This is a genomic window from Terasakiella sediminum (assembly GCF_033100395.1).
Classification (GTDB): domain Bacteria; phylum Pseudomonadota; class Alphaproteobacteria; order Rhodospirillales; family Terasakiellaceae; genus Terasakiella.
Genome location: NZ_JAWLVJ010000010.1, coordinates 17,878 through 43,282, shown reverse-complemented (window position 1 = coordinate 43,282; position 25,405 = coordinate 17,878). Strand labels below are relative to the sequence as shown.

Genomic DNA, 25,405 nt, shown 5'->3' with positions numbered 1-25,405 from the left:
TGAATTACTTTTTTATCCTTAAATATTCCTGATCGTTTCACATTAAACTAACTCAGGAAAAGACAAAAATGGTTGATAACCCACAGTTTCACGATCCAATGGATGAACATGAAGATGATGATTTCAGCGTAAATCCATCTGAAGAAAAGACAATCGGCGATGTAATGGCTGCCCGTATGGGGCGTCGTTCTTTTCTGAAAGGCATGACATTTGGTGCTGCTGTTGCTGCGGGTTCAACCATGACGTCACAAGCAGCCCTTGCCATGGCGACCCCGAAAGCGTCCATGACCTTTAAGGAACTGCCCCTGGGCTATGACGAAATGCACCATGTGGCTGATGGATATGACAGCCAGGTCCTGCTGCGCTGGGGCGATGCGGTTAAGAAAGATGCTCCAACATTCGATCCGATGAACCAGACAACAGAAGCTCAGCTTAAGCAGTTTGGCTATAACTGTGACTTTGTGGGTTATCTGCCACTACCACACGGGTCGGAAAATTCTGACCATGGTCTTCTGTGCATAAACCACGAATATACCAACCGTCACCTGATGTTTAACGGGGTGGGCAAGAAAGACCTGGACAAGCAAACCAAAGAACAGATCGATATCGAAATGGCTGCCCATGGCCATACGGTTGTTGAGATCAAAAAGATGAATGGACAGTGGTCTGTCATCGAAGATTCTGAATATGCGCAGCGTATTAATGCACTGAATACAGAAATGGAACTGACAGGCCCGGTGGCTGGTCATGACCGTGTCAAAACATCGGCTGACCCCATGGGTAAAACCGTGATCGGGACCATCAACAACTGCGCTGGTGGCGTTACCCCTTGGGGCACTGTGTTGATTGCAGAAGAAAACTTCCATGGTTATTTCGGTGGTGATCCTGCGAAAACAGCAGAAGGTGAAAACTATAAGCGCTATGGCATGAAGGGCAAATCACGTTACGGCTGGTCTCGTTTCCACGACCGCTTCGACGTTGAAAAAGAAGCTAATGAGCCAAACCGCTTTGGCTGGATGGTTGAAATCGACCCCTACGAGCCACATGCAAAGCCAAAGAAACGCACAGCTTTGGGCCGTTTCAAACATGAAGGCGCAAATGCATTGATCAATAAAGACCGTCATGTTGTGGTTTACACGGGCGATGATCAGCGTTTTGAATATCTCTATAAGTTTGTTTCCAAAAACAAATATAACTACGCCAACCAGATGGCCAACAAAGACATCCTGGATGACGGCACACTGTATGTGGCCCAGTTCCGCGCAGACGGTAACTTGTTTTGGCTGCCATTGGTCCATGGTACAGGCCCATTGACGGCTGAAAATGGCTTTAATTCACAGGCTGACGTGTTGATTGAAACCCGTAAAGCAGCTGACCTGTTGGGGGCAACACCAATGGATCGTCCGGAAGATGTGGAACCAAACATGGTCACCGGTTCTGTCTTCATGATGCTGACCAACAACACGAAACGCAAAAGCGGTCAGGAAGATGCAGCAAACCCGCGCGCTGCCAACAAGCATGGCCATATCATTGAAATGACACCTCCGGGTGGTCGTGGTTCTGATGCGGATCATGCTGCTGACGTCTTTAAATGGAATATCTTCCTGATGGCGGGTAACCATGCCAAGAAAGAAGATGCGGCCATGTATGGTGACGGTGTGTCCAAGGACGGCTGGCTGTCTTGTCCGGATAACGTTGCCTTTGATAACAAAGGTCGTGTCTGGATTGCGACAGACGGCGCACCAAAAAGCGGCATTGCCGATGGCCTGTGGGTCGCAGATGCTGATGGTCCGGCCCGTGCCCAGACCCGTCACTTCTTCTCCGCCCCCCTGGGTGCGGAACTGTGTGGCCCTTGCTTTACACCAGATGACAGCACTTTGTTTGTTGCCATTCAGCACCCAGCCGATACGAAAGGGTCGACATTTGCGAAACCTTCAACACGCTGGCCTGACTTTGATGACAAGATGCCGCCACGTCCAAGTGTGGTTGCCATCACCAAACGTCGCGGTGGTCCAATCGGATAAACATAATCGGTTGATCCTTTTATGAGAAAGGCCCTGATTTCCTTGTGAAATTAGGGTCTTTTTTGTTAAGAATCGAAAAGTAATTGTTAAAGAATTATGCGTAAGCTCCATATATGAATAGAGAAATAAGCTAGAAGCGAGCCACAGATATGAAATTTAAGGAATGGTCGCCAGAATTTGAGATTGGCATTGGGGCGATTGATCAGGATCACCAGACCCTGTTTAATTCTATCCGACAGTTAGGGGAACATATTCATCAGGACCGTGGCGAAGGTCGTATCAAAGCCACCATCAATGCCCTGTTGCTGTATGTGGATGAACATTTTGAACGCGAAGAACGCTTTATGATCCGTGCGGGCTATCCCGATTTTGAAGTTCATAAACAGGAACATGATGCTTTTCGCGACTCCATCATGTCCTTACGTGATTTTCATGAAACCTGTCCGGGCGATATTGATGCGCAGAAGATTGTGACCTTTCTGGAAAACTGGTTGTTGAATCATATTTTGAAAATTGATGTGCAGTATCAGCCTTATTTGAATGGCGAGAAACAGGGTGATCCGTCGATTACCAACCGTTTTCAGGCCAATACCTCGTCCCAGATGGTGCAGATTGCCTGCCCGATTGATAAAGAAGATCACGTGCGCCATTTCATTAAACTGATTACCGAATCTTCCGAAGAAGGCGCACTGGTCGATCAGGCGGTGGAGAAAATCACCAGGATTCAGACCGCGCGACGTGAAAAGAAAGCCAAGGAATTGTTCGGCAAATAAGTGAAGATTGCATTGAACATGACAATTCGGTATTAAATCATTATAGTTAATACAGAAATCGACTGACGACAGGGTACGACGACAATGGGACTTTTTGGATTATTTGGTGGCGGTAAAAAGAACGCGAAATCAAACGTTCTGGACGTGGCATGGTCTAAAAGTGATAACGGCAAATTCCGCCGTTTGCCCTTTGTTGAATTGGCCAAAGAAAATGTATCCGGTGTTTCTGCGATATATGTGATCTGGCATGGTGGAGTAAAGCCGGGCTGGGTCTATGTGGGGCTGGCGGATGATCTGGCTATGGATATCACAGATGCCAAGCAAAGCCGCGAAGTCATGGCCTATGATATGCGTGGCGGGGTGTTTATTACCTGGCAGGCTTTTCCGAAAAATATGGCCCCGGGCGTCTTTGCCTTCCTGACTGAAGTGCTGCAGCCGGAAATCAGAAACCCTGAAGCTGATATGTATCGCAATAAGGAACACGTTAAGGTTCTGCCGCCGGGCTATACACAGGAATCATTCGCCAAAATGTTTGGTTAAGGCCTGATTCTTTCCTCTTTGGGTTAGTCCGTCTTTTATTCTTTAGATTAGTTTGTTCGAAAGTTCTTTAATTTCTAGTCACTATGTGAATAGAATAAAGAAAAATGGTAACGAGCTGGGGAGACGAGACCATGGGAGCCGGGGATAAGACCGACATCGAAAAACGCTTGAAGTTTTTGCGTATTGATGAAAACGCAAAACGGGATATGGGGACCTTTTTCCAGACGGTTAAAGCAGACGTACCCGCCGCAGTTGCACAATTTTATAATCATCTGGCACAATTTGAAGAAACCCAGAAAATCATTGATGGTCATTCAACGGTCGAGACTCTGACCGATGCGCAGCTGGTGCATTGGGAAAAGATGTTTGCCGGTGATTTCAGTGATGAATATATCGAACGTGCCATGATGGTGGGGCAGGTTCATGATGTGATCGGGCTGACACCGCGCTGGTATCTGGGCGGATACTTCCTGATCCTGGAAAAAATGATCACGGCCTTTTTGCAGAAAAATGGTGTGAAATCCCCGAAAGTGACCGACCAGATCGGCGGTATGTTACGTACGGTCTGTCTGGATATCGATCTTGCGATGATGAGCTATATCGAAAAGGGCGAGCTGCGTAAAATCCGTGAACAATTGCTTGCCATGTCCGACCAGATCCTGTCAGAAGCCAATGAAACCATCCGCAGTGTGTCTGATCAGACCAGCCTGATGCAGGATAATGTCCAGAAGCTCAACAATGCTCAGATTGATCTGGAAAAGCAGGTCAATGTGGCCGACGAATCGCTGGTTCATACGGTGCAGGCCATTCATACGGTGGCTGCAGCGACCGAAGAACTGGATGCGTCCTCGCAAAGTATTGCCAATCAGGTGCAGACATCGGAATCCATTGCCCAGGATGCCATTGATCAATCCCAACGCAGCCGGGAAACGGTGACCAGTCTGGCCGAAACCGCCCAGGAAATATCGTCTGTCGTAGCATTAGTGCAGAATATCGCATCGCAAACCCGCTTGCTGGCCCTGAATGCGACGATTGAGGCCGCGCGCGCTGGGGAGGCCGGCAAAGGCTTTGCTGTTGTGGCATCAGAAGTGAAAAATCTGGCGGCCGAAACCGAAAAAGCGATCGATCAGGTGAATGAGCAATCCGCCCAAATTCAGCAGGCAACAGAACGCGCAGCACAAGAAATCGAGCTGACCAACCAGCTGATCCAGCAGATGGGTGAAAATGTCGCGACCATCGCAGAATCGGTGGAACAACAAACCGCCGCAACATCCGAGATCAGTTCCAGTGCGCAAAGTGCGTCTGACAGCACCGCTCATGTGGATAGCAGCATGAAAGATGTCAGCGGGCAAAATACGACGGCACAGTCGGTGGCGCGTAAAGTGTCCAACATTTCAAACAATGTGGTGCGCGACGTTGAGGGCCTGAGTAATTCCATGGTCTTGTTGCTGCGTACATCCTATGCTGGTGATCGCCGTCATACGGTCCGTGTGCCTTACGGGACCCAGCTGAAAATCAATCAGAATGGGGTGATGGTTGATGGGACCAGTGCAGACCTTGCCCTGGGCGGGGCGTCCTTGCGGGTTTATGATGAAAATATGCCGCTGCGCGTGGGGCCTTGTCAGGTTTCTTTCCCGGAACTGGGCACGTTTGACTGTGAGATCAAATCCATTGCTGCGCCAATTGTTAACCTTGCCTTTGGTCGCCATAATGAAGATGAGCGCAACAAGGTGATTGAAGTTTTGGAAGCGACCAAAGCTCATGATCAGACCTATATTGATCTGGTACAGGAAGGCGCACGCCGGGTGGAAGTAGCCTTTGAAGATGCGATTTCCAAAAACAAGATCCGTTTCGAAGATTTCTTTGATATTGATTATCAACCCATTGCCGATACGAATCCGCGTCAGGTAATGACCAAATTCACCCCCATCACCGATGAATATCTACCCGATATTCAGGAAGAACTAGTGACACGTGCGCCGAACATCGTGTTTGCAGCGTGTGTGGATCGTGCGGCCTATCTTCCGACCCATAACCTGGTTTATGCCAAGGAACAAAGCGATGATCCGGTCTGGAATGATGCCAATTGTCGCAACCGCCGTATTTTTGCCGACCCGGCAGGTTTACGTGCGGCACGCAATACACAGCCTGTTTTGGTACAGGCTTATGATCGGGTGGTTGGGGATCAACGGGTTTTGCTGAAAGAAGTAGACGCCCCGGTCTATATCCGCGAACGTCACTGGGGCAACCTGCGTATGGCCTATAAGTTCTAACGTTCTTCCATCGCAAGTCGAACGCCTAATAAAGCGAAAAGCCCGGCAAATCCTTTCTGGATACGTTGCAGGATGCGCGGGTTTTCCATGATAAAGTGCCGCACAAAGGCCGCCCCGTACCCATAGATCAGAAAAACCAACAGGGTTAATCCCATGAAAAAGCCCCCCAGTGTGGCCATTTCTAACAAAGGCTGTGTGTTTGTCGGGTTCATAAACTGCGGCAGGAACGCGAGGAAAAAGATCGACAATTTCGGGTTCAGGATATTGATCAGAATGCCGCTGATGACGGTCCTTAGATGGGATTTTTGCAGGGATTTGTCATCTGTATTGACTTGCAGGGATCCGGTTTCTTTCCACATGCAATAACCCAGATAGATCAGATAAGCCGCACCCAGATATTTTACAAATTGAAAGGCAACCGCACTGGTATGGAGAAGGGCGGCAACGCCCAGTGCACTGGCGAGGATATGAGGCAGAATCCCAAGGGTACAGCCCAGTGCCGCACTCAAGACATAACTATTGCCACGCAACAACCCGTTGGTAAGCACATAGATAACACCGGTGCCCGGGATTAAAACGACAATCAACGAAGTGACGATAAATTCAATCGACATGGATCAGCCTTCCCTTTTTTTGAACGTTTAAGATGGGCGGATTGAGAGAATAAATCAAGAGGGCTTGATAATAGGAATAATAACCTTATATCAAGGAAATTGATCTTAAAATTAAGGAGTATCTTATTATGTCATCCACGCAATTCCGTTCTGAAGATTGGGTCTATGTGGCCGATCAGATGGGACGTTTGGGGCAGGGGTATTATAAAAACCGGCAGAACCCCAGTCAGACCATTACGGCTGAAGAGTTTGAGCGCCGCCGATCACAACCTGTCACCTTGACAAAGGAAAATACGGAACAAAACATAAACAAAAATACGACAACTGTCGCATCTACAACAGGCAGTGGACTGTTGGCCACTGCCGGGACAGAGCAAAATGACCTTTCACCTTGGGATAATCCGGTTGTGGGGGAACAAAAAATCACTTCAGAGAGCGCCCAAACGGACGCAGTTCAACAAACCAAAGTAACGCCCCAGGTGTCACAATCCACGCAAGCTGTTGCACAAGAAGAACGTAAGAAAAAACAACAGGCAAATCAGAATACGAGCGGTGAAAATACGGCCACTGCCTTGAGTGCCGCGCCGAGTGATGGTTCGGATGGTGCTGATAGCAAAGTTATTTGTACGGAAATGACCCGCCAGGGCCGGATGAATAATCGTCATTGTCAACTTTGCACGCAATATGCCCGTAAACATTTGCCACCGTCTTTCATGCGGGGATATCAGTTCTGGGCCGTGCCCTATGTGCGTTTGATGCGTCGGTCCCGGATTGCGACGCAGATGATGTCATTCTTTGTGAACCATCGCACGGCAGAAGTTCTCTATCGTCTGGGGGTGCGCAAGAAGGGGTCGATGTTTGGCAAATTGATTTGTGCTGTTCATGATCCGCTCTGCTCTTTTTTGGGGCATATGATCGAACCTGTGGACTATCAGTCTCTCTATCAGAAGGAAGCTTATTCATGAGTGCATCGGTACAGGATCTGACCATTTTTGTTCTGGAATCTTTAGGAAAGCTGACGGCAGAAGAACTTGCACGCCTGGAAGAGGCGGTGACACCGGATGTGGCCTATCTGCTGACCAAAGCGTTTGGTGCCGAAGTCGGGGTGCTAACCTGGCCTTTGGTTTCCACTGGTGAAGCCTGTTGATTTTAAAAAATATATTTGCCATCCCGGCGAAGGCCAGGGTCTCCGAGGCTCTGGGGTTGAATAGATTCCGGCTTGTGTCGGAATGACGAATTTTTTACCACGAAGCCTGTGTGTTGTTCCACCTGACACGCAGGACTTCGTGTGTTTGAATACAATTTTAAGACATCTAAATTTATTTATTTGTTCAATTTAAAGATTTACAAGAAGAATGAATAAAAATCTTATTATACATGTAAAAGCTGTCAAATCAGTCGTATGAATTTCTTTTTGATTCAGATATGATGGGCCAATGAGGTGGATGTTAAAATATTTGGTTGTGGCTGTGATCAGCCTGCATGTCAGTTTTTCAGCCGGGGCGGAAAAACCGATGTTGTTTGGCACGGAAACACTGCCACCGTTTAATTATCTGGATGACAAAGGCCATGTGGTTGGACCTGGGGCTGAAGTGGTGCGCGAGGTCTGTGAAAATCTGACCATTGAATGTCAGATTGAAATGTATCCGATCAAACGTCTGATTTCCATGATGTCAAATGCAGAACTGAATGGCATTATCACCATGGGCAAAAACAAGGCGCGGGAAAGAGATTTCTATTTCAGCAAGCCTTACGCCATGACCCAATATGGCTTTTTTGTCCCCAAGGCCATTCATGAAGATATCCGGCATATCAGCCAATTTGAAGACTATACGATTGTGACCCTTTATGGGTCAAACATGCTGGCGACCCTGGAAGATGTCCGCAAACGAAGCGGTGTAGATTTTGAGATTTTGACAGAAACCACCCTGCAACAGGCCTTTAAAAAGCTGGCGTTCGGTCGATATCAGACCAAGAAGATCGCCATTTTCTCCAATCGTGATATCGGTCAGTATATCATGCGTATGAGCGACATTAAGCAGCTGGATTATCGTGTCACCCAAAAGACCCTGCATTATTATATAGGCTTGCCGAAAAATGCGGTGAAGATGGAATTTGTAAAGGCCTTCAACCAATCCATGGATAAGCTTTATCAAAATGGTCGGCTGCAACAAATCCTGGAAAAGCATTTCGTCAAATTGCCGGACCAGACGTTTTATATGAACTGACGTGCTGCTTTAAAGACTGGGGAAACCATCGGTTTGGCGCAAGCCTTCCCCTAAAACCATGGCCCCTGAAATGGCTACATTAATGGAGCGCATGCCTTCAGACATGGGGATGATTAACCGTTCATCGGCGTGATCATGCACTTCCTGTGGTACACCTTCGCTTTCACGTCCCAAGAGTAAGGTATCATTTGGCTGATATTCAAATTCTGTATAGAGATGCGCTGCCTTGGTCGATAATAGAATGAGGCGGCCGCCTTTTTCTTTTTTTACCTCACAAAAGCTGGTCCAGGAATTATGGCGCACGAGATCGACACGATGGAGGTAATCCATCCCGGCACGGCGCATGCGTTTGTCATCTAGAACAAAGCCGCAAGGCTCGATAATATCCACTCCAATCCCCATGCAGGCCGCGAGTCGAAGCAGGGTTCCGGTGTTTTGGGGAATGTCCGGTTGAAAAAGGGCGAGGCGCATCTATTTCTTCTTTCTTTATTAAGAGTCGTTATTAACTGCAGGCTAGTTCTTGCTTTTCCTATCATTATTTCGTCTGAAAAGCATTCTTAAACCTTTTCTTGCGCTGCAAAATGCATTATACCGTGCGCGGTTCATTCTGTTGGGAATGAGCCTGCGTTGTGCTTTGTTTTTTTTAAGATCGATTTAAAAAAACAACCATAACAACGACTTGGGCACCCCGCATCATGTACGGGGACATGAATGAGGTAATCACATGGCTGATACGGCTACCAATGTAGAGAATAAGACGGAAGGCGGAGAATCCCGCCGCGACTTCCTGCTGCTGGCGACTTCTGCTGTCGGCGCTGCAGGTGTTGCTGGCGCTGTCTGGCCTTTTGTTGACAGCATGAACCCATCTGCTGACGTTCTGGCGTTGTCAACAACTGAAGTTGACATTTCACAGATCGAAGAAGGGCAAAGCGTCACTGTAATCTGGCGCGGGAAACCAGTATTTGTTCGTCACCGCACAGCGGAAGAAATCGAACAAGCACAAAAAGATGACAGTGCGTCCCTGGTTGACGTACAGACAGACGCCGATCGCGTTCAGAAACCTGAATGGCTGGTCCTGCTGGGTGTGTGTACACACCTTGGCTGTGTACCGCTTGGTCAGAAGGCTGGCGATCCACGTGGTGATTATGGTGGCTGGTTCTGTCCATGTCACGGTTCTCACTACGACACTTCTGGTCGTATCCGTAAAGGCCCTGCGCCGTTGAACCTTGCTGTTCCGCCGTATGTCTTTAAAGACGACTCAAACGTTCTGATCGGTTAAGGAGCCCCTAAGATATGAGTTCTCCTGAATGGAAAAACCCAGTCATCAAGTGGGTAGACACGCGTTTGCCGGTCTTCTCCATGATGCATCACTCCACTGCAGGCTATCCAACGCCTCGTAACCTGAGCTACTGGTGGAACTTCGGTTCCCTGGCGCTGACTGTCCTGATCGTTATGATCCTGACAGGTATTTTCCTGGTTATGCAGTACACTCCACACACATCCATGGCGTTTGATTCGGTCGAACGTATCATGCGTGACGTGAACTACGGTTGGCTGATCCGTTACATCCATATGAACGGCGCGTCCATGTTCTTCATCGTAGTGTACATCCACATCTTCCGTGGCCTGTACTACGGTTCCTACAAAGGCCCACGCGAGATCCTCTGGATCATCGGTGTTGTCATCATGCTTCTGATGATGGGTACTGCCTTTATGGGTTACGTACTGCCATGGGGTCAGATGTCACTTTGGGGTGCGACGGTAATTACGAACCTGTTCTCTGCCTTCCCAATCATTGGTGAGTCTATTGTAACACTGCTTTGGGGTGGCTTCTCTGTTGATAACCCAACACTGAACCGCTTCTTCTCCCTGCACTACCTGCTGCCATTCGTTCTGGTTGGTGTTGTGGGTCTGCACCTGTGGGCGCTGCACGCTGTTAAATCCAACAACCCAATCGGTGTTGAGATGAAACAGCCTGAAGACAGCATCCCGTTCCACCCATATTACACGATCAAAGATTTGTTCGGCATGTCTGCCTTCTTCATGTTCTTTGCGTTCTTCGTGTTCTGGGCACCGAACTACATGGGTCACCCGGATAACTACATCCCGGCAAACCCAATGGTAACGCCTGCACACATCGTTCCTGAATGGTACTTCCTGCCGTTCTATGCGATCCTGCGTGCGATCACTTTTGATATCCTGTTCATTCCTGCAAAACTCGGCGGTGTATTGGCAATGTTTGCTTCTATCATCCTGCTGATGGTTCTGCCATGGCTGGATCGCTCCAAAGTGAAATCCTGTAAGTTCCGCCCTGTGTACAAGTGGTTCTTCTGGGTATTGTTCCTGGATTGTGTGCTGCTGGGCTGGTTGGGCCAGATGCCTGCTGAACAGCCGTACGTACTGATGTCACAATTGGCAACAGCGTACTACTTCGCACACTTCCTCGTGATCCTGCCGCTTATGAGCAAGATCGAGAAAACAGTTGATCTGCCTGAAAGCATTGCTGCTTCAGTGCTTAAGAAATAAGGAGATGCGTAACATGCGTAAACTGATTATTGCCGCTGTTGCCGCTCTGACTTTGAGCGCTGGTACAGCAACAACTGCGCAAGCTGCTGGTGGTGCCTATGTGCCACCTCTGATGGACAAGGATTTCTCGTTTGAAGGTTTCTTCGGTCAGTACGACCAGAAACAACTTCGTCGTGGTTTCCAGATTTATCAGGAAGTTTGTTCGTCTTGTCACGGTCTGCGTCTGGTTGCTTATCGTAACCTGTCTGCACTTGGTTTTACTGAAGACGAGATTAAAGAAATCGCTGCTGAAAAAGAAGTTCGCGTTCCTCATAATGAGATCGGCGAAGAACTGAACGAAGACGGTGAATTCTTCATGCGTCCGGCGAAACCTCACGATCATTTCGTAAACCCTTATCCAAACGATGCTGCTGCGATCGATGCGAACGGTGCACTGCCACCTGATTTGTCTTTGATGGCAAAAGCACGTATGGGCGGTCCTGACTATATCTACAGTTTCCTGATGGGCTTCATGGACGAAGTTCCTGAAGAAGTTTCGTCTCAAAAAGGTTTTGTAGAGAACGAAGACAAAACGTTTAACGTTTACTTCCCGGGCTACTATTCTTCCATGCCTGCTCAGATTGTTGACGAGCTGGTTGAATATGAAGATGGGACACCAATGACAGCTGAACAGCACGCACTGGATATCTCTGCGTTCCTGAACTGGGCAGCTGAACCTGAGTTGGACCAACGTAAGTCTCTGGGCCTTAAAGTTATGCTGTTCCTGCTTGTGCTGACAGCTATGCTTTATGCGTTGAAACGCAAAATCTGGGCTGACGTGAAACACTAAGTTTCGCAACTCAGTTACTGATTAAAGAAGCCGCCGCTTCCCGATTGTGGGAGCGGCGGTTTTCTTTTGAATATTACACAAAAGAATAAGGTAGATTTACTCAAGCAATGATGCGGATATTCTAAATTAAATAGTTCTGATAAGCTTTTTAAGAATAAGTAACAAGGAGACAAAATAGTAAGAAAGGACCGAAGAATGACAGACCTTAGCCAAATCATCTACGCCAGTGCAGCCCAGGATGAATTCAAACAAGATGAATTGAACGAGATTCTCACGCAGGCCAGAAATCATAATCAGGGATTAGATATCAGTGGCATCCTTGTTTATCGCAAAGGCTCTTTCTTGCAGGTTCTTGAAGGCCCAAAAACAGAAACAAACGCGCTTTATAAACGTATTTGTCAGGACGCTCGCCACACCAATATCAAATTGATCTTTAAGGGTGATATTGACGAGAAAGACTTTGAAGACTGGTCCATGGGGTTTGTCGATACCATGCGGCAGGCTGATCAGTTAGACGGATTTATTGATTATGCGACGGAACTGAGTGCGCTAACGTTGGATGACACCCGGGCGCGTCAAGTTCTGAAGAAATTCACCAAAGGCATCTGGCGCCAGGCGGTAAGTAATTAGGATTGCAAGTATTTTTCCTGATGTAAATGTCCTGAGCGCATAATTACCGAGGTATTCAACCGTATAGAAATATAAGATAAAAGTGATAGACTACAGACACCTAAGAAATCGAATACTCCTTTGGAAACAGTGATTTTAAGCGGCACGGGTAGTCCGGTTTTCGAGTTTGGAGGGTGAGAAGAACATCTACTTCCTTCCCACCCAAGTATCCCGCCGAGAAGTGTGATGCTCGACTTTCCCTCCAATCCGAAGACCTTCTTGCCCTCCTCCCCCTTCATACGTGTTGCGTATTAATCAATTGTTTTCAAAGGGGTTCTGTCTTTTGTTTTAAGAAAATTTTCCGGCGTTAACCATCTGCTCATTTTTCTCCGTCATGATGTTAGAAATGGATATATTTCTTTGCACCCGGCAAATAGGGGTGTGGCATGGGAGTGAGCAAAAATGGCACAGGCACAGCAGGCAATCGCGGTAACACCGAAGGTGGATAACATCACGCCCTTAAAGCGATCCCCGCTAACACCGGGTCTGGCGTCTGCTGCTAAACGCTTCGGTATTCGCCCCGACGCGGTGAAACGTCATGAAGCATATGTCAAGGAACGCCAGGCGGACCTGCACCGCATCCGTGAACAACGCGATGAACATAAAGCCAAATATGAAGCTTTGCGCGGCACCGTTGATCAACTGGTGGAACGTATTCAGGATGTCGCACAGGCTCCGGCGCAAGCGCAATCCGGTGATATTCAGAATATCCGTGTGCTCTTGAAACAGGCCACCCTTGCGATGGAACGCCAGCAGGTAGAACTGAAAGGTATTCGCGCGCGGACCCAACGGATGGAAAGGGCGGCTATGAAAGCGGATACGGTTCATCAGGAATTTGCTGAAATGCGCAGCGAGATCACCGGTTATCAAAAAGCGCTACATGGGGCGCGCAAAGATATGGCCGATCTGATGGAAATCGTTGAAGGCGAAGGTGGCCTGAAAGACTTGGCAAGTCAGGTTCGTGTGGTGCGCAGTGACTTGGAAGATACCCGCACGCGCACCAGCATTCTGGAAATGGACGCCGCAGAACAGTCTGCGCGCACCATGAAGCTGGAACAGGACATGGAAACGTTACGTACCATGGTCGAATCGAACATGAATGAAACAGCCGGTGTGGCTGGGGCCTTGTTGACTTTGCGAGAAGAAGTACAGAGCATGCGCAAGAAAGTTGGCCGCTATATCATCGATCAGATGCGTTTCGTGCGTCAGGGTTAATGAGATCCCGGATCAGGTCCGGGACACAGGCTGTTTTCCGGCGCAGGCCGGAACCTCTTTGCCGTTTTAGCTACGCCACTTCTGGTGCCAGCTGTTGAACATCAGAATATCCCACAGATGATACTGCCAGTTCTGGGCGCCGCTTTGGTATTCATCCCATTTCTGCTGAATGGCTGTCTGATCAAACACATCTGCATTTTGGAACAACAGATCATGCGCCCACTCTTTCAACGGCCCACGCAACCAGGCATCTATCGGTACGCCAAAACCCATTTTTGGACGTTCGATCAGGTCTTTCGGGACATGGCGGTATAAAACCTGCCGCAAAGCCCATTTGCCCTGGCCGTCTCTGATCTTCATGTGGGGGGGAAGATTCCAGGAAAATTCCACGACCCGGTGGTCAATCAGCGGCACGCGCGCTTCTAATGACACCGCCATGGAGGCCCGATCCACCTTGGTCAGGATATCGTCCTGCATGTAGGTCAATGTGTCGAGATACTGCATGCGCTCAACAAAATCCGGCACGATCTGCTTGATGCTTTCATCCCAGACGATGCCTTTGGGTTCAGTTGAGCCGGGGACAACGTTTTCCGGGTTTGGCCATTGGCTGATCAGCGTGCGGTAATAATCATCTTCATCCCCGCGCATCACGTTGGCCAGTTTATAGAGCTTATTGACCATATGACTGGGCCGTTTGGAAGCCGGAATGACTTTGATCAGCTGTTCCCAGGCCTTGGGCGGCAGGCTGCGGATCATGCCACTGCCTAATTGACGCACAGGTTTGGGCAGGGAAAACAGCTTGTCGCCATATTTCTGTGCGGTGAGGTATCTGGTATAGCCGCCAAACAGTTCATCCCCGCCATCGCCGGACAAAGCGACAGTCACATGATCGCGCGTCATCTTGGAAACCAGATAGGTCGGAATTTGCGAACTGTCGGAAAAGGGTTCGTCATAGTAATCCGGTAATTTCGGGATTACATCGCGCGCTTCAGAAGGTGTGACATAAAGTTCCGTATGATCGGTGCCGAGATGGTTGGCGACTGCCTTGGCATGTTTGGCCTCGTTATAGCCTTCTTCCTCAAACCCGATGGAGAAACTTTGGATGGGTTTGTCAGATTGTGCCTGCATCAGGGCAGCAACGGTGGAACTGTCAATGCCGCCGGACAGGAAAGTACCGAGCGGTACGTCAGACACCATGCGTCGTTTCACCGCATCTTTTAACAGGTTTTCCAGTTCATCCACGGCTTCCGTTTCACTGCCTTGGAAGATCTCCCTGTTTTTCACCACATTTTCAAGCGACCAGAAGGGTTTGATGGTCTGAGTGCCATCGAACTCGCGCACCAGCATATGGCCGGGCATGAGCTTGTGGACATTCTCGATGATGCTGTGGGGGGCCGGGATGCAGTTATGACGCAAGTAAGCTGCAATGGCCCCGCGGTTGATGTTTTTAGGGCAATTGGGATGGGCATAAAGCGCTTTCAGTTCAGACCCGAATAATAGATGGGTACCTGTATCGCTCCAGAAAATCGGTTTGATTCCCAATCGGTCGCGGATCAGATAAAACCGACGCTCTTTCATATCCCAAAGCGCAATGGCGAACATGCCGATCAGCTTTTCGATGGTGGCTTCAACGCCCCATTCAGAAAAGCCGTTGATCATCACTTCGGTATCGCTATGACCTTTAAAACTATAGCCTTTTTCCAAGAGTTCCGGGCGCAGGTCTTCGGCGTTATAGACTTCCCCGTTATAAACCATGACGAAACGGCCATCTTCCGACGTCATAGGCTGATGGCCTGCCTCGGATAAATCAATAATGGCGAGACGACGATGGCCCAGACCCACGCCAGTTTCCCCATCCACCCACACATCCCCGCCGTCGGGGCCACGGTGAAGCAGGGTATCGGTCATCTTTTTGGTCAAGAATGACAATTCTGGCGTGGAGGTGGATCGGGTCAGGTCGATGAGACCGGCAATACCACACATATCCTAAGACGCCTCACGTTCTTTCATGATCTCGGGCAATTCACCCACCAGACCCATGGCGGATTTGGTGAAGAATTTTTTGGCAAAGGGCAGTTTATCCACCACGGCCAGACCCACATCGCGGGCAAAACGTACAGGACCGATATTGTTGGAAAACAGTTTTACAATTGCGTCTGTTGAGGCCAGCATCAGGTGGTTATCAAAATGACGCCAGCGATCATAATCTTCCAGAACACGTCCAGCCCCGATATCAAGGCCGAGGTTTTTGGTTTCAATGATCAGCTCAGCAATCGCGCAGGCATCGCGCGCGCCCATGTTAAAGCCTTGGCCTGCCACCGGATGCATGCCGTGGCTGGCGTCGCCCACCAAAGCAAGGCGTTGATCAATGGATCGTTTGGCATATTGCAGGGTCAGCGGATAGGACCAGCGAGGCCCCACGACCTTGACGTCGCCTAAGTAATCACCAAACCGTTCTGCCAGTTCGGCATGGAAATCTTCATCGTTCAGATTGATCAGCACAGGCGCATTGCGTGTGCTTTCCGTCCAGACGATGGAACTGCGATGACCCGGCATAGGCAGGATGGCAAAAGGCCCGGTGCTGCGAAAATGTTCCTGCGCCACATTTTGATGGGACTTTTCACTTTCTACTGTGCAGACAATGGCGGTTTGATCATAGGACCATTTGGTCACATCGATATTGGCCGAACGACGTACCCAGGACCCACGTCCATCTGCGCCAATGACCAGTTTCGATTTCACCGTGGTACCATCAGACAGGGTGGCATTGACTTCAGAAGCTGTGCGCTCTAGGTTCTGGACGCGCATGGGCGCCAGATAGGTCGCGTGATCCATCTCCGGTACGACCTTAAGCAAGGTTTTACGCACCGTGCGGTTTTCCAGCATATAGCCAAAGGGTACGCCCGTTAGATCAAGACTGTCGAAATGCAGGAAAAGCGGGGATTTGCCATCGGTCACGCGGATATCTTCAATAATGCCGGCTTCCGGTTCCATATGATCCCACAGGTCAAGGGCGACAAAGGCATTATGGACAGATCGTGCAATGGCAGAACAGCGTCCGTCATATTTTGCATTCAACAGGGTTTCGGGATCATCGGCATCGACAACCACCACATCCACACCGCCGCGCGCCAACGCACAAGCGGTCAAACCACCGACCAGACCGCCGCCAATAATCAGAACGTCTGTTTCAAGATGCTGCGCCATAATACCCTCTGCATAATTACAGGATTATATGTAACTTGTGGAATGATTTTGTCTAGAAAAAACAAGGTTTGGAATCAGGATTATCCGTTGAAAAGCTGCCAAAAAGGATACAGATGATCACAAAAGAAATTCATATGCTGGACCATTTTGCCCAACTCTCATAAGCTTATTCTGGTTTTGAAAAATCTGAGATTATTATGACGAATTATGATTTGGCGACGTATCCAGGGTATCCCTATCCACAAACCACACCAGCACAGGTCGGGGCGCTTGCCTTTCTGCATGGCTTGAACCCTTGTCCGGTTGAATCGGCAAAGGTTTTGGAGATTGGGTGTGCCACCGGTGGGAATTTGTTGGGATTGGCGGCACGTTTTGATAAATCGTCTTTTGTTGGGGTGGACTTGTCATCTGTTCAGATTGAAACTGCTCGCAAACATGCTGAGGCTATGTCGCTGCGCAATATTGATTTTATGGCACAGTCCATTCTTGATGCGGATTTTCACGGGCAGAAGTTTGATTATATTATTGCCCATGGTCTGTATTCTTGGGTGGACAAGACGCTGCAGCCACAAATTCTGGAAGCCTGTGCCTCTCTGCTGGAACCGGATGGGCTTGTATTTATGAGCTACAATACGCTGCCGGGATGGAGCAGCACGCAAATCATTCGCAATATGATGATGTATGCCGGACAAATGATCGAGAATCCGGAAGAAAGAATAAGCAAAGCCAAAGCATATCTGCAGTTTATCCAAGGTTCTATCCCTTCTGACCAGCCCCATTACAAGGCCCTTGTGGAAGGGGAGATTAATGCTGTGATGGGGAAAGAAGAGAACTTCTTGTTACATGATCATATGGAAGAACATAATAATCCCTGTTATTTCCATGAATTTGAAACCAGCGTCCGAAACGCAGGATTGGCTTATTTTCATGATATGGACTATCCGGATATCAACCTGTCGCTTCAGGACCCGCTTGTCGCACAGAAGGCTCAGGCAATATCAGACCGATGTGAAAAACAACAGTATTTGGATTTTGTTTCCAATCGAAAATTCAGATCCAGTGTGCTGACTTTGAAGGATCAACAGTTCTCTGAGGAGATGATTCTGGAAAGGTGTCAGAATGTCCAGTTTATCCTGAATTGCAAAATTACAGGTGATTTTCAGCATGTTGATACAGATGCTATTGAATTGATCGGGACTAAGCGTTTTAACGTGCAGGGTAAATTGCAGGGCCAAATTATCTGTGCGTGTTTAATTGAAATGTCACGAGCGCTTCCCAAGCGTTTACTCAGGCAAGAAATCATAACAGCTGTTAAAAAACGTTTGTCGATGTATGACGAAGAACAGATTGCAGCTGAATTTGATAAGTATATTCTGGCGTTTTTAAATAGTGGGATTTTATCTCCCACACTTGATCATATGCAATTGGGTAATCTGTCCACTACGAGGCCGAAAGCGTTTGATTTGGCCCGTTATATGGCGAAATTTGTGGATATTGTACCAAATATTCATCATGAAGTTGTAAAATTGACGGTTCTTCAGAAAATTCTTTTGGCACATCTTGATGGGCAGCAAGAAAAGGCTGCGCTAGCAAAAATTGTGAAAAAGGAATGTGAAGAAAAGAAAATATCGGGCATGGATAATCTGGAGCGCATGCTTGATCTTGAATTGGATTTTTTCAGAATCAATGGTCTTTTGACGGGGTAGACGGTTTATTTGATGACTGAAACCTCTGAAAATGAATCGATTTTATCCAAATGCCTCATTTTTGTGCATAAATTTTAGGCATGAAAATACAGGTGCATAAATTTTAGGCATCAATATTTGTGCAGTGCACGCTCTGATTCCTTTTCTAAAAATACTATATTATTGTTTTTATTCATGTTTTTACCATTTTTTTGATTCTGGCACGGTCCTTGAAATAGAAGCGGCAAGAGCAATAAAGCTTTGTTTTGAATCAATTTTTGATTTCTTCAATTTTAGGAGAGTGTGAAATGAAAATGGTAATGGCCGTCCTCAAGCCCTTTAAGCTTGACGATGTGCGTGAAGCCCTCACGCAACTCGGTGTACACGGTTTGACCGTGTCAGAAGTTAAAGGTTTTGGTCGACAAAAAGGTCAAACTGAAATCTATCGCGGCGCCGAGTATGTCGTGAACTTCCTGCCGAAAGTAAAAATCGAGATCGTGACTTCTGACGATATGGTTGAAAGCGTTGTGGAAACAATCCGCAGCTCTGCTGAAACCGGTCGCATCGGTGACGGTAAAATCTTTGTTTATGACGTATCCAAGGCTGTCCGTATCCGTACGGGTGAGTCTGACGACGAAGCGCTTTAAGGGAGTTTATGATTATGACTGCGTGGAAAAAACTTTCCAAAATTTCGCTGGTAGCCCTGCTGGGTCTGGTTGCAGCGATTGATCCGGCGCTTGCTGAAGATGCGCCGACGACTGAAGTACAATATATTCTGAACACATTCCTGTTCCTGGTTTGTGGTTTTCTGGTCATGTTTATGGCTGCGGGTTTCGCCATGCTGGAATCCGGTCTGGTTCGCTCTAAAAACACAGCAACCATCTGTCTGAAAAACATCTGCCTGTACGCATTGTCTGGCTTCATGTTCTACCTGGTTGGCTACAACGTTCTTTATGGTGGCGACGCTGGTGGTTTCATCGGTTCCTTCTCTATCTGGGGTCCGGATGATGCAACTGCTCTGGGCGGCGACTTCTCTGGTGGCTATGCTTCTTCTTCTGACTGGTTCTTCCAGATGGTATTCGTTGCAACAGCTGCTTCTGTTGTGTCCGGTACTGTTGCTGAACGTATCAAATTCTGGCCGTTCATGATCTTCGTAGCTGTTCTTGCTGGTTTCATTTACCCAGTAATCGCTATGTGGCAGTGGGGCGGTGGCTTCCTTTCTGAAATGGGCTTTGCTGATTTTGCGGGTTCCACGCTGGTTCACTCTACTGGCGGCTGGTGTGCCCTGACTGGTGCGATTATCCTTGGTGCACGTAAGGGCAAGTACGACTCTGAAGGTCGCGTTGCTCCGATCCCTGGTGCTAACTTGCCGTTGGCGACACTGGGTACATTCATCCTGTGGCTCGGCTGGTTCGGCTTCAACGGTGGTTCTCAGCTTGCACTTGGTACAGCTGCTGACGCTGTTGCAATCTCTAACATCTTCATCAACACAAACATGGCTGCTGTAGGTGGTACACTGGCTGCTGCGGTACTGACACAGGTTATCTACAAGAAAGTTGATCTTTCCATGACCCTGAACGGTGCAATCGCTGGTCTGGTATCTATCACTGCAGGTCCTGACACACCTTCACTGGCTTCTGCCTTCCTGATCGGTGCTGTTGGCGGTGTGATCGTTGTCTTCGTTGTTCCTCTGCTGGACAAGCTGAAAATCGACGACGTTGTTGGTGCGATCTCTGCTCACCTGGCGGCTGGTATCTGGGGCACAATGATTGTTCCTGCTACGAACGCTCAAACAGAATTTGTCACGCAAGCTATCGGCGTGGTTTCCATCGGCGCATTTGTAATTGTTTCTTCTGCGATCGTCTGGACCATTCTGAAAGTTACGATTGGCATCCGTTGCTCCGAAGAAGATGAGGAGCTTGGTTTGGATCGCGCTGAATTGGGTATGGAAGCATATCCGGAATTTGGTCGCGGCTCCCAGACCGTGTAATCGATCCGTCGGTTACTAAATCTCTCTACCTTCCCAAAGGTCGGCCCCGGTAAGTTTCGATTTACTGGGGCCTCTTTGTTTATATGGCTTTGTTATCATTGTTCCCTTTTCGTCATCCCTGCGCAGGCAGGGATCTTTTTTCGGAAATTAGATTCCTGCCTGCGCAGGAATGACGGGTAGTGGGGTGTCCAATAAATATGCAAAATGGGCAATTGCACAAAAAATAATCATAAATTTGCCTATATGTGCAGCAGTTGGTGTTTTTCCGATCTTTTCTGGAATTGATCAAAATTTGGTCAGAATCGGCAGGAAACAGCCATTTGCCTAGTTTTTGCGCAGTTTTGGCACGTTTTTTGTTTAATAGGCGGCAATGTTCATTTGTTGGGCAGTTCGTGCTTGGGAAGGCGAGGACTGCTTCATGGGAAAAAAGGTAGAGAGAATATGGAAACCATTCAAATTGGTGCCGACGTCTTTTTCGTCCTGATGGGGGCGATCATGGTTCTGGCGATGCACGCCGGATTTGCGTTTCTGGAAGTCGGAACAGTTCGTCGTAAAAACCAGGTCAACGCCCTGGTCAAGATTATTGTCGATTTTGCTGTTTCAACTGTGGCCTACTTCTTTGTTGGTTACATGGTGGCGTATGGGGTTAGTTTCCTGGCCCCTGCAAGCATCATTTCCGGTGCAAGTGGTGATTTGTTTGCCAAAAGCGGATTTGATCTGGTCAAATTCTTCTTCCTGCTGACGTTCGCTGCGGCGATCCCGGCGATTATCTCTGGCGGGATTGCGGAACGGGCGCGTTTCTTCCCGCAACTGATGGCAACGGCCATCCTGACAGGCCTGGTTTATCCCTTCTTTGAAGGCATTGTCTGGAATGGCAATTTCGGTCTGCAGGGTTGGATTGAAAATACATTCGGTGCGCCGTTTAATGATTTTGCAGGTTCTATCGTTGTTCACGGTGTTGGCGGCTGGTTGGCGCTGGGTGCCGTTGTCATGCTCGGTGCACGTCAGGGGCGTTACAAGAAAGACGGCCGTGTGATCGGTATTCCACCAAGCAACATTCCATTCCTGGCGCTTGGTTCCTGGATCCTGTGCGTGGGCTGGTTCGGCTTTAACGTGATGTCTGCGCAATCTGTTGAAGGTGTGACAGGTCTTGTCGCTGTAAACTCTTTGATGGCGATGATCGGTGGTATTCTGGTTGCCCTTATCGTTGGTAAGAATGACCCGGGCTTTATTCACAACGGCGCGCTGGCTGGTCTGGTTGCGGTTTGTGCAGGCTCCAACGTGATGCATCCGGTGGGTGCCTTGATCACAGGCGGTCTGGCTGGTGGTCTGTTTGTCTGGGGTTTCGAGATGTGCCAGAACAAATGGAAGATCGATGATGTGTTGGGTGTTTGGCCATTGCACGGCATGTGCGGCCTGCTAGGCGGTATTGCCTGTGGCATCTTCGGTCTGGAAGCCCTTGGCGGTATGGGCGGCGTAACGTTCATGTCTCAGCTGGTGGGCTCGCTCATCGGGATTGCCTTTGCAACAGCGGCTGGCTTTATCGTTTATGGCGCTTTGGCAAAAACTATTGGTATTCGTCTCAGTGAAGAAGAAGAATTCCGTGGTGCGGATTTGTCTATTCACCACATTGGGGCGTACCCGGAAGAAGACCTGACGCAAAACCGTTAAGTCTTTATAATCCTTAAAGAAGCCGTCTCTTCTGTACCAAGAGGCGGTTTCTTTCTCGTTATTTAAACAAAATAAATATGTAGTATAAAATTATTTTACACATAAAAATGTATTTTATCTTTGACTCTGATCCAAGAAGCTTCTAGTGTGCCGTCAAAATCATAATCCATTATTAGGGTAAAATAGATGGACCAGACACAATTGACACATCTGCGCCAACTGGAGGCAGAGAGTATTCATATTATCCGAGAGGTCGCCGCAGAATTTGAAAATCCTGTGATGCTTTATTCGGTTGGGAAAGATTCAGCTGTGATGCTGCATCTGGCGCGCAAAGCGTTTTATCCCTCCAAGCCTCCGTTCCCGCTGTTGCATGTGGACACTACATGGAAATTCAAGGAAATGATCGAGTTCCGCGACCGCATGGCGAAGGAATATGGCTTTGATTTGATGGTTCACATCAATGAAGAAGGTGTCAAACAAGGCATTGGTCCTTACACGCATGGGTCTGCCATGCATACCGATGTGATGAAGACGGAAGCCCTGAAACAGGCGCTGAATAAATATAAGTTCGATGCGGCCTTCGGTGGCGCACGTCGGGATGAAGAAAAATCCCGTGCGAAAGAACGTATCTTCTCTTTCCGTTCAGAAAACCACCGTTGGGATCCGAAAAACCAACGCCCGGAACTGTGGAATGTGTTTAACGCCAAGGTAAAACCGGGTGAGAGCATTCGTGCTTTCCCGCTGTCCAACTGGACCGAGCTGGATATCTGGCAGTATATCTATAAAGAGAATATTCCGATTGTGCCGCTTTACTATGCTGCTGAACGTCCTGTTGTGGAACGCGACGGCATGTTGGTGATGGTGGATGATGAGCGTCTGCCGCTTGATCCGGGCGAAAAGCCGATGATGAAATCGGTTCGTTTCAGAACCCTCGGCTGTTACCCGCTGACCGGGGCTGTGGAATCCGAAGCCGCAACCCTGCCAGAAATCATTCAGGAAATGCTGCTGACTCGCACATCTGAGCGTCAAGGCCGTCTGATCGACCATGACCAGGCCGGATCCATGGAAAAGAAAAAACAAGAAGGATATTTCTAATGGCACATCAGGATACATTGATCGCTGAGGATATCCTTCAGTACCTGGAAACACAGGAAAACAAAAGCCTTCTGCGTTTTATCACCTGTGGGTCTGTGGATGACGGTAAATCGACCCTGATCGGGCGTTTGCTCTGGGATTCCAAGTTGATTTTTGAAGATCAGCTGGCTGCCCTGGAAGCAGATTCTAAAAAAGTCGGCACCCAGGGTGGCGACATTGATTACGCTTTGCTGCTGGACGGTCTGCAGGCGGAACGTGAACAGGGCATCACCATTGATGTGGCTTATCGTTTTTTCTCGACCGACAAGCGTAAATTTATTGTGGCGGACACACCGGGTCATGAACAATATACCCGGAACATGGCAACAGGCGCGTCTAACGCTGATATCGCTGTTATTCTGGTTGATGGCCGAAAAGGCATCCTGACGCAGACGAAACGACACAGTTATATTGTGTCTTTGGTTGGCATTAAAAAGGTCGTTGTCGCCGTCAATAAAATGGATCTGGTCGAATATTCCCAAAGTAAGTTTGATCGTATCGAAGCTGAATATCGTGAATTTGCCAAGGATCTGGGCTTTGAAGAAATTGCCTGTGTGCCAATCTCGGCGCTTAAAGGCGACAATATCATTCAAACCAGTCCGGAAACCCACTGGTACCACGGCCCCACACTGATGAGCTATCTGGAAACCGTCCAGGTGGCCTCAGACCTGCCAGAAGCGGCCTTCCGTATGCCTGTACAATGGGTGAACCGCCCTAACCTTGATTTCCGTGGTTTCAGCGGAACGATTGAGGCAGGTACCGTTCGTCCGGGGGATGAAATTGCTGTTCCGGCTTCCGGTCAAACCTCAACCGTTGATAAGATCGTCACTATGGACGGCGATCTGGATCAGGCTGTAGCAGGGCAGGCCGTCACCATTACGCTGAATGACGAGATTGATATTTCTCGCGGTGACATGCTGGTTGATCCAAAAAATCGTCCGGATTATGCCGATCAGTTTGAAGCCAAACTGGTCTGGATGCATGATGATGCCTTGCTGCCGGGTCGTTCTTATCAGATCAAATTCGGCTCGCAATCAGCCGGTGCGCAGATCAGTGAGTTAAAGTATAAAGTGAATGTGAATTCACTTGAACATTGTGCTGCCAAGACATTGGAATTAAACGAAGTTGGTATCTGTAACATCGTTCTTGATCGCAATGTCGCCTTTGATCCTTATGACCAAAGTCCGGGCACAGGTCGCTTTATTTTGATTGATCGTTACAGTAATGCAACGGTTGGTGTAGGTATGATTGACCATGCGCTTCGTCGTGCAAGTAATGTTCACTGGCAGTCACTAGATATCACCAAGGCTGAACGTGCTGAACGTAAAGGCCAGAAAGCGGCTGTTCTGTGGTTTACGGGCCTTTCGGGGTCTGGTAAATCCACCATTGCCAATTTGGTAGAAAAGAAACTGCATTCTCTGCACAAGCACACCTATACGCTGGATGGTGACAACGTGCGTCACGGTCTGAACAAGGACCTGGGCTTTAGTGATGCTGACCGTGTGGAAAACATCCGCCGGATCGGGGAAACAGCCAAACTGTTTGTCGATGCCGGGATGATTACCCTGACATCCTTTATCTCGCCGTTTGAATCTGAACGTAAAATGGCGCGTGAACTTTTGGAAGACGGGGAATTCATCGAGATTTTCGTCGATACCCCACTTGAGATTTGTGAGGAACGCGACGTGAAAGGGCTTTATGCCAAGGCACGTGCGGGTGACCTGCCAAACTTCACGGGGATTTCATCACCTTATGAAAAACCGGTTGATCCTGAAATTCATATCGATGGGACAGAGATGAACGCTGAAGAAGCCGCAGAATATGTGGTTCAGCGTCTGGAAGAATTCGGTATTCTGGACGTCTGGTTCCCGGAAATTTAAGAGATCTGACTCTTTAAGGAAAAGCGATCCTGTTCTTTGTGAATGGGGTCGCTTTTTTTATGTCTGATCTTGTGCAGATTCCATGAACCTGATAGGTATGACGCATGACTTGGGTGCGCTGCACACTTATATTGTTTCTTAGTCGAA

General features: G+C 48.4%; 22 protein-coding genes. 18 read left to right on the top strand and 4 right to left on the bottom strand.

The genetic code is table 11. The features are described 5' to 3' along the window. The first annotated feature begins 68 nt into the window (after nucleotides 1-68). The 4 genes from RYZ26_RS09485 (at nucleotide 69) to RYZ26_RS09470 (ending at nucleotide 5,610) form a co-directional block, all read left to right on the top strand. Nucleotides 69-2,024 (top strand): PhoX family protein, encoded by a 1,956-nt coding sequence (locus tag RYZ26_RS09485; RefSeq protein WP_317682958.1) that lies wholly within the window; start codon nucleotides 69-71, stop codon nucleotides 2,022-2,024. Between the two features lie 149 nt (nucleotides 2,025-2,173). Beyond that, entirely contained in the window at nucleotides 2,174-2,797 is a 624-nt protein-coding gene (locus RYZ26_RS09480; protein WP_317682957.1) for a bacteriohemerythrin, read from the top strand. An 84-nt stretch (nucleotides 2,798-2,881) separates the two neighbouring features. Further along, a complete protein-coding gene (locus RYZ26_RS09475; RefSeq protein WP_317682956.1) occupies nucleotides 2,882-3,337 on the top strand; it encodes a hypothetical protein in 456 nt (151 codons plus the stop codon). Between the two features lie 131 nt (nucleotides 3,338-3,468). Beyond that, entirely contained in the window at nucleotides 3,469-5,610 is a 2,142-nt protein-coding gene (locus RYZ26_RS09470; protein ID WP_317682955.1) for a protoglobin domain-containing protein, read from the top strand. Here the strand turns inward: RYZ26_RS09470 and RYZ26_RS09465 are convergent. Next, the gene (locus RYZ26_RS09465; protein ID WP_317682954.1) at nucleotides 5,607-6,224 is read right to left on the bottom strand and encodes a LysE family translocator; all 618 of its coding nucleotides are present in this window, start codon (nucleotides 6,222-6,224) and stop codon (nucleotides 5,607-5,609) included. The two genes, RYZ26_RS09470 and RYZ26_RS09465, sit on opposite strands and share 4 nt — an antisense overlap. 128 nt (nucleotides 6,225-6,352) lie before the next feature. Between RYZ26_RS09465 and RYZ26_RS09460 the strand changes: the two genes are divergently transcribed. From RYZ26_RS09460 to RYZ26_RS09450, 3 genes are all read left to right on the top strand, one after another. Continuing rightward, complete coding sequence (locus tag RYZ26_RS09460; RefSeq protein WP_317682953.1) at nucleotides 6,353-7,189, top strand: hypothetical protein; 837 nt, start codon at nucleotides 6,353-6,355, stop codon at nucleotides 7,187-7,189. Next, nucleotides 7,186-7,371 carry a hypothetical protein gene (locus tag RYZ26_RS09455; RefSeq protein ID WP_317682952.1) on the top strand — a complete coding sequence of 62 codons (186 nt, stop codon included), beginning with the start codon at nucleotides 7,186-7,188 and terminating at the stop codon, nucleotides 7,369-7,371. Before RYZ26_RS09460 ends, RYZ26_RS09455 begins: the two co-directional genes overlap by 4 nt. Nucleotides 7,372-7,669: 298 nt before the next feature. Further along, on the top strand, nucleotides 7,670-8,452 hold the full coding sequence (locus RYZ26_RS09450) for a substrate-binding periplasmic protein (RefSeq protein WP_317682951.1): 783 nt from the start codon (nucleotides 7,670-7,672) through the stop codon (nucleotides 8,450-8,452). 9 nt (nucleotides 8,453-8,461) lie between these two features. Here RYZ26_RS09450 and RYZ26_RS09445 read toward each other — a convergent pair whose 3' ends face one another. Further along, nucleotides 8,462-8,923, bottom strand: coding sequence for a tRNA (cytidine(34)-2'-O)-methyltransferase (locus RYZ26_RS09445; RefSeq protein WP_317682950.1), 462 nt, complete (start codon nucleotides 8,921-8,923; stop codon nucleotides 8,462-8,464). A gap of 253 nt (nucleotides 8,924-9,176) precedes the next feature. On the opposite strand from RYZ26_RS09445, the gene petA reads away from it, so the two are divergent. The 5 genes from petA (at nucleotide 9,177) to RYZ26_RS09420 (ending at nucleotide 13,691) form a co-directional block, all read left to right on the top strand. Next, on the top strand, nucleotides 9,177-9,731 hold the full coding sequence (petA, locus tag RYZ26_RS09440; protein WP_317682949.1) for a ubiquinol-cytochrome c reductase iron-sulfur subunit: 555 nt from the start codon (nucleotides 9,177-9,179) through the stop codon (nucleotides 9,729-9,731). 14 nt (nucleotides 9,732-9,745) lie between these two features. Then, nucleotides 9,746-10,978 carry a cytochrome b gene (locus RYZ26_RS09435; protein WP_317682948.1) on the top strand — a complete coding sequence of 411 codons (1,233 nt, stop codon included), beginning with the start codon at nucleotides 9,746-9,748 and terminating at the stop codon, nucleotides 10,976-10,978. Nucleotides 10,979-10,991: 13 nt separating this feature from the next. Beyond that, entirely contained in the window at nucleotides 10,992-11,807 is an 816-nt protein-coding gene (locus RYZ26_RS09430) for a cytochrome c1 (protein WP_317682947.1), read from the top strand. Nucleotides 11,808-12,002: 195 nt separating this feature from the next. Further along, nucleotides 12,003-12,437: a BLUF domain-containing protein gene (locus tag RYZ26_RS09425; protein ID WP_317682946.1), complete on the top strand. Its 435-nt coding sequence runs from the start codon at nucleotides 12,003-12,005 to the stop codon at nucleotides 12,435-12,437. A gap of 441 nt (nucleotides 12,438-12,878) precedes the next feature. Then, the gene (locus RYZ26_RS09420; protein WP_317682945.1) at nucleotides 12,879-13,691 is read left to right on the top strand and encodes a hypothetical protein; all 813 of its coding nucleotides are present in this window, start codon (nucleotides 12,879-12,881) and stop codon (nucleotides 13,689-13,691) included. A 66-nt stretch (nucleotides 13,692-13,757) separates the two neighbouring features. Here the strand turns inward: RYZ26_RS09420 and asnB are convergent, their stop codons facing one another. Both asnB and RYZ26_RS09410 read right to left on the bottom strand, forming a co-directional pair. Continuing rightward, nucleotides 13,758-15,674 (bottom strand): asparagine synthase (glutamine-hydrolyzing), encoded by a 1,917-nt coding sequence (asnB, locus tag RYZ26_RS09415; protein WP_317682944.1) that lies wholly within the window; start codon nucleotides 15,672-15,674, stop codon nucleotides 13,758-13,760. Between the two features lie 3 nt (nucleotides 15,675-15,677). After that, on the bottom strand, nucleotides 15,678-16,898 hold the full coding sequence (locus RYZ26_RS09410; RefSeq protein WP_317682943.1) for a UbiH/UbiF/VisC/COQ6 family ubiquinone biosynthesis hydroxylase: 1,221 nt from the start codon (nucleotides 16,896-16,898) through the stop codon (nucleotides 15,678-15,680). A 197-nt stretch (nucleotides 16,899-17,095) separates the two neighbouring features. Here RYZ26_RS09410 and RYZ26_RS09405 point away from each other — a divergent pair, with 197 nt between their 5' ends. The 6 genes from RYZ26_RS09405 (at nucleotide 17,096) to cysN (ending at nucleotide 25,258) form a co-directional block, all read left to right on the top strand. After that, nucleotides 17,096-18,604, top strand: coding sequence for a class I SAM-dependent methyltransferase (locus tag RYZ26_RS09405; RefSeq protein WP_317682942.1), 1,509 nt, complete (start codon nucleotides 17,096-17,098; stop codon nucleotides 18,602-18,604). A gap of 287 nt (nucleotides 18,605-18,891) precedes the next feature. Then, nucleotides 18,892-19,230, top strand: a complete 339-nt coding sequence (locus RYZ26_RS09400; RefSeq protein WP_317682941.1) for a P-II family nitrogen regulator — start codon at nucleotides 18,892-18,894, stop codon at nucleotides 19,228-19,230. Between the two features lie 14 nt (nucleotides 19,231-19,244). Next, on the top strand, nucleotides 19,245-20,573 hold the full coding sequence (gene amt / locus RYZ26_RS09395) for an ammonium transporter (RefSeq protein WP_317682940.1): 1,329 nt from the start codon (nucleotides 19,245-19,247) through the stop codon (nucleotides 20,571-20,573). A gap of 441 nt (nucleotides 20,574-21,014) precedes the next feature. Beyond that, a complete protein-coding gene (locus RYZ26_RS09390; protein WP_317682939.1) occupies nucleotides 21,015-22,244 on the top strand; it encodes an ammonium transporter in 1,230 nt (409 codons plus the stop codon). A gap of 201 nt (nucleotides 22,245-22,445) precedes the next feature. Further along, the gene (gene cysD / locus RYZ26_RS09385) at nucleotides 22,446-23,339 is read left to right on the top strand and encodes a sulfate adenylyltransferase subunit CysD (protein ID WP_465245935.1); all 894 of its coding nucleotides are present in this window, start codon (nucleotides 22,446-22,448) and stop codon (nucleotides 23,337-23,339) included. Beyond that, nucleotides 23,339-25,258 (top strand): sulfate adenylyltransferase subunit CysN, encoded by a 1,920-nt coding sequence (gene cysN, locus RYZ26_RS09380; RefSeq protein ID WP_317682937.1) that lies wholly within the window; start codon nucleotides 23,339-23,341, stop codon nucleotides 25,256-25,258. Before cysD ends, cysN begins: the two co-directional genes overlap by 1 nt. Nucleotides 25,259-25,405 lie beyond the last annotated feature (147 nt).

Excerpts from the sequence above, each read along its gene's own strand:
- RYZ26_RS09410 (WP_317682943.1), bottom strand. The coding sequence starts at position 16,898 with ATGGCGCAGCATCTTGAAACAGACGTTCTGATTATTGGCGGCGGTCTG.
- RYZ26_RS09460 (WP_317682953.1), top strand. The coding sequence starts at position 6,353 with ATGTCATCCACGCAATTCCGTTCTGAAGATTGGGTCTATGTGGCCGAT.
- RYZ26_RS09480 (WP_317682957.1), top strand. The coding sequence starts at position 2,174 with ATGAAATTTAAGGAATGGTCGCCAGAATTTGAGATTGGCATTGGGGCG.
- RYZ26_RS09420 (WP_317682945.1), top strand. The coding sequence starts at position 12,879 with ATGGCACAGGCACAGCAGGCAATCGCGGTAACACCGAAGGTGGATAAC.
- RYZ26_RS09390 (WP_317682939.1), top strand. The coding sequence starts at position 21,015 with ATGGAAACCATTCAAATTGGTGCCGACGTCTTTTTCGTCCTGATGGGG.
- RYZ26_RS09400 (WP_317682941.1), top strand. The coding sequence starts at position 18,892 with ATGAAAATGGTAATGGCCGTCCTCAAGCCCTTTAAGCTTGACGATGTG.
- RYZ26_RS09430 (WP_317682947.1), top strand. The coding sequence starts at position 10,992 with ATGCGTAAACTGATTATTGCCGCTGTTGCCGCTCTGACTTTGAGCGCT.
- RYZ26_RS09435 (WP_317682948.1), top strand. The coding sequence starts at position 9,746 with ATGAGTTCTCCTGAATGGAAAAACCCAGTCATCAAGTGGGTAGACACG.
- amt (WP_317682940.1), top strand. The coding sequence starts at position 19,245 with ATGACTGCGTGGAAAAAACTTTCCAAAATTTCGCTGGTAGCCCTGCTG.
- RYZ26_RS09405 (WP_317682942.1), top strand. The coding sequence starts at position 17,096 with ATGACGAATTATGATTTGGCGACGTATCCAGGGTATCCCTATCCACAA.
- RYZ26_RS09445 (WP_317682950.1), bottom strand. The coding sequence starts at position 8,923 with ATGCGCCTCGCCCTTTTTCAACCGGACATTCCCCAAAACACCGGAACC.
- asnB (WP_317682944.1), bottom strand. The coding sequence starts at position 15,674 with ATGTGTGGTATTGCCGGTCTCATCGACCTGACCCGATCCACCTCCACG.
- RYZ26_RS09470 (WP_317682955.1), top strand. The coding sequence starts at position 3,469 with ATGGGAGCCGGGGATAAGACCGACATCGAAAAACGCTTGAAGTTTTTG.
- RYZ26_RS09465 (WP_317682954.1), bottom strand. The coding sequence starts at position 6,224 with ATGTCGATTGAATTTATCGTCACTTCGTTGATTGTCGTTTTAATCCCG.
- RYZ26_RS09455 (WP_317682952.1), top strand. The coding sequence starts at position 7,186 with ATGAGTGCATCGGTACAGGATCTGACCATTTTTGTTCTGGAATCTTTA.
- RYZ26_RS09425 (WP_317682946.1), top strand. The coding sequence starts at position 12,003 with ATGACAGACCTTAGCCAAATCATCTACGCCAGTGCAGCCCAGGATGAA.
- petA (WP_317682949.1), top strand. The coding sequence starts at position 9,177 with ATGGCTGATACGGCTACCAATGTAGAGAATAAGACGGAAGGCGGAGAA.
- cysN (WP_317682937.1), top strand. The coding sequence starts at position 23,339 with ATGGCACATCAGGATACATTGATCGCTGAGGATATCCTTCAGTACCTG.
- RYZ26_RS09485 (WP_317682958.1), top strand. The coding sequence starts at position 69 with ATGGTTGATAACCCACAGTTTCACGATCCAATGGATGAACATGAAGAT.
- RYZ26_RS09450 (WP_317682951.1), top strand. The coding sequence starts at position 7,670 with ATGTTAAAATATTTGGTTGTGGCTGTGATCAGCCTGCATGTCAGTTTT.
- RYZ26_RS09475 (WP_317682956.1), top strand. The coding sequence starts at position 2,882 with ATGGGACTTTTTGGATTATTTGGTGGCGGTAAAAAGAACGCGAAATCA.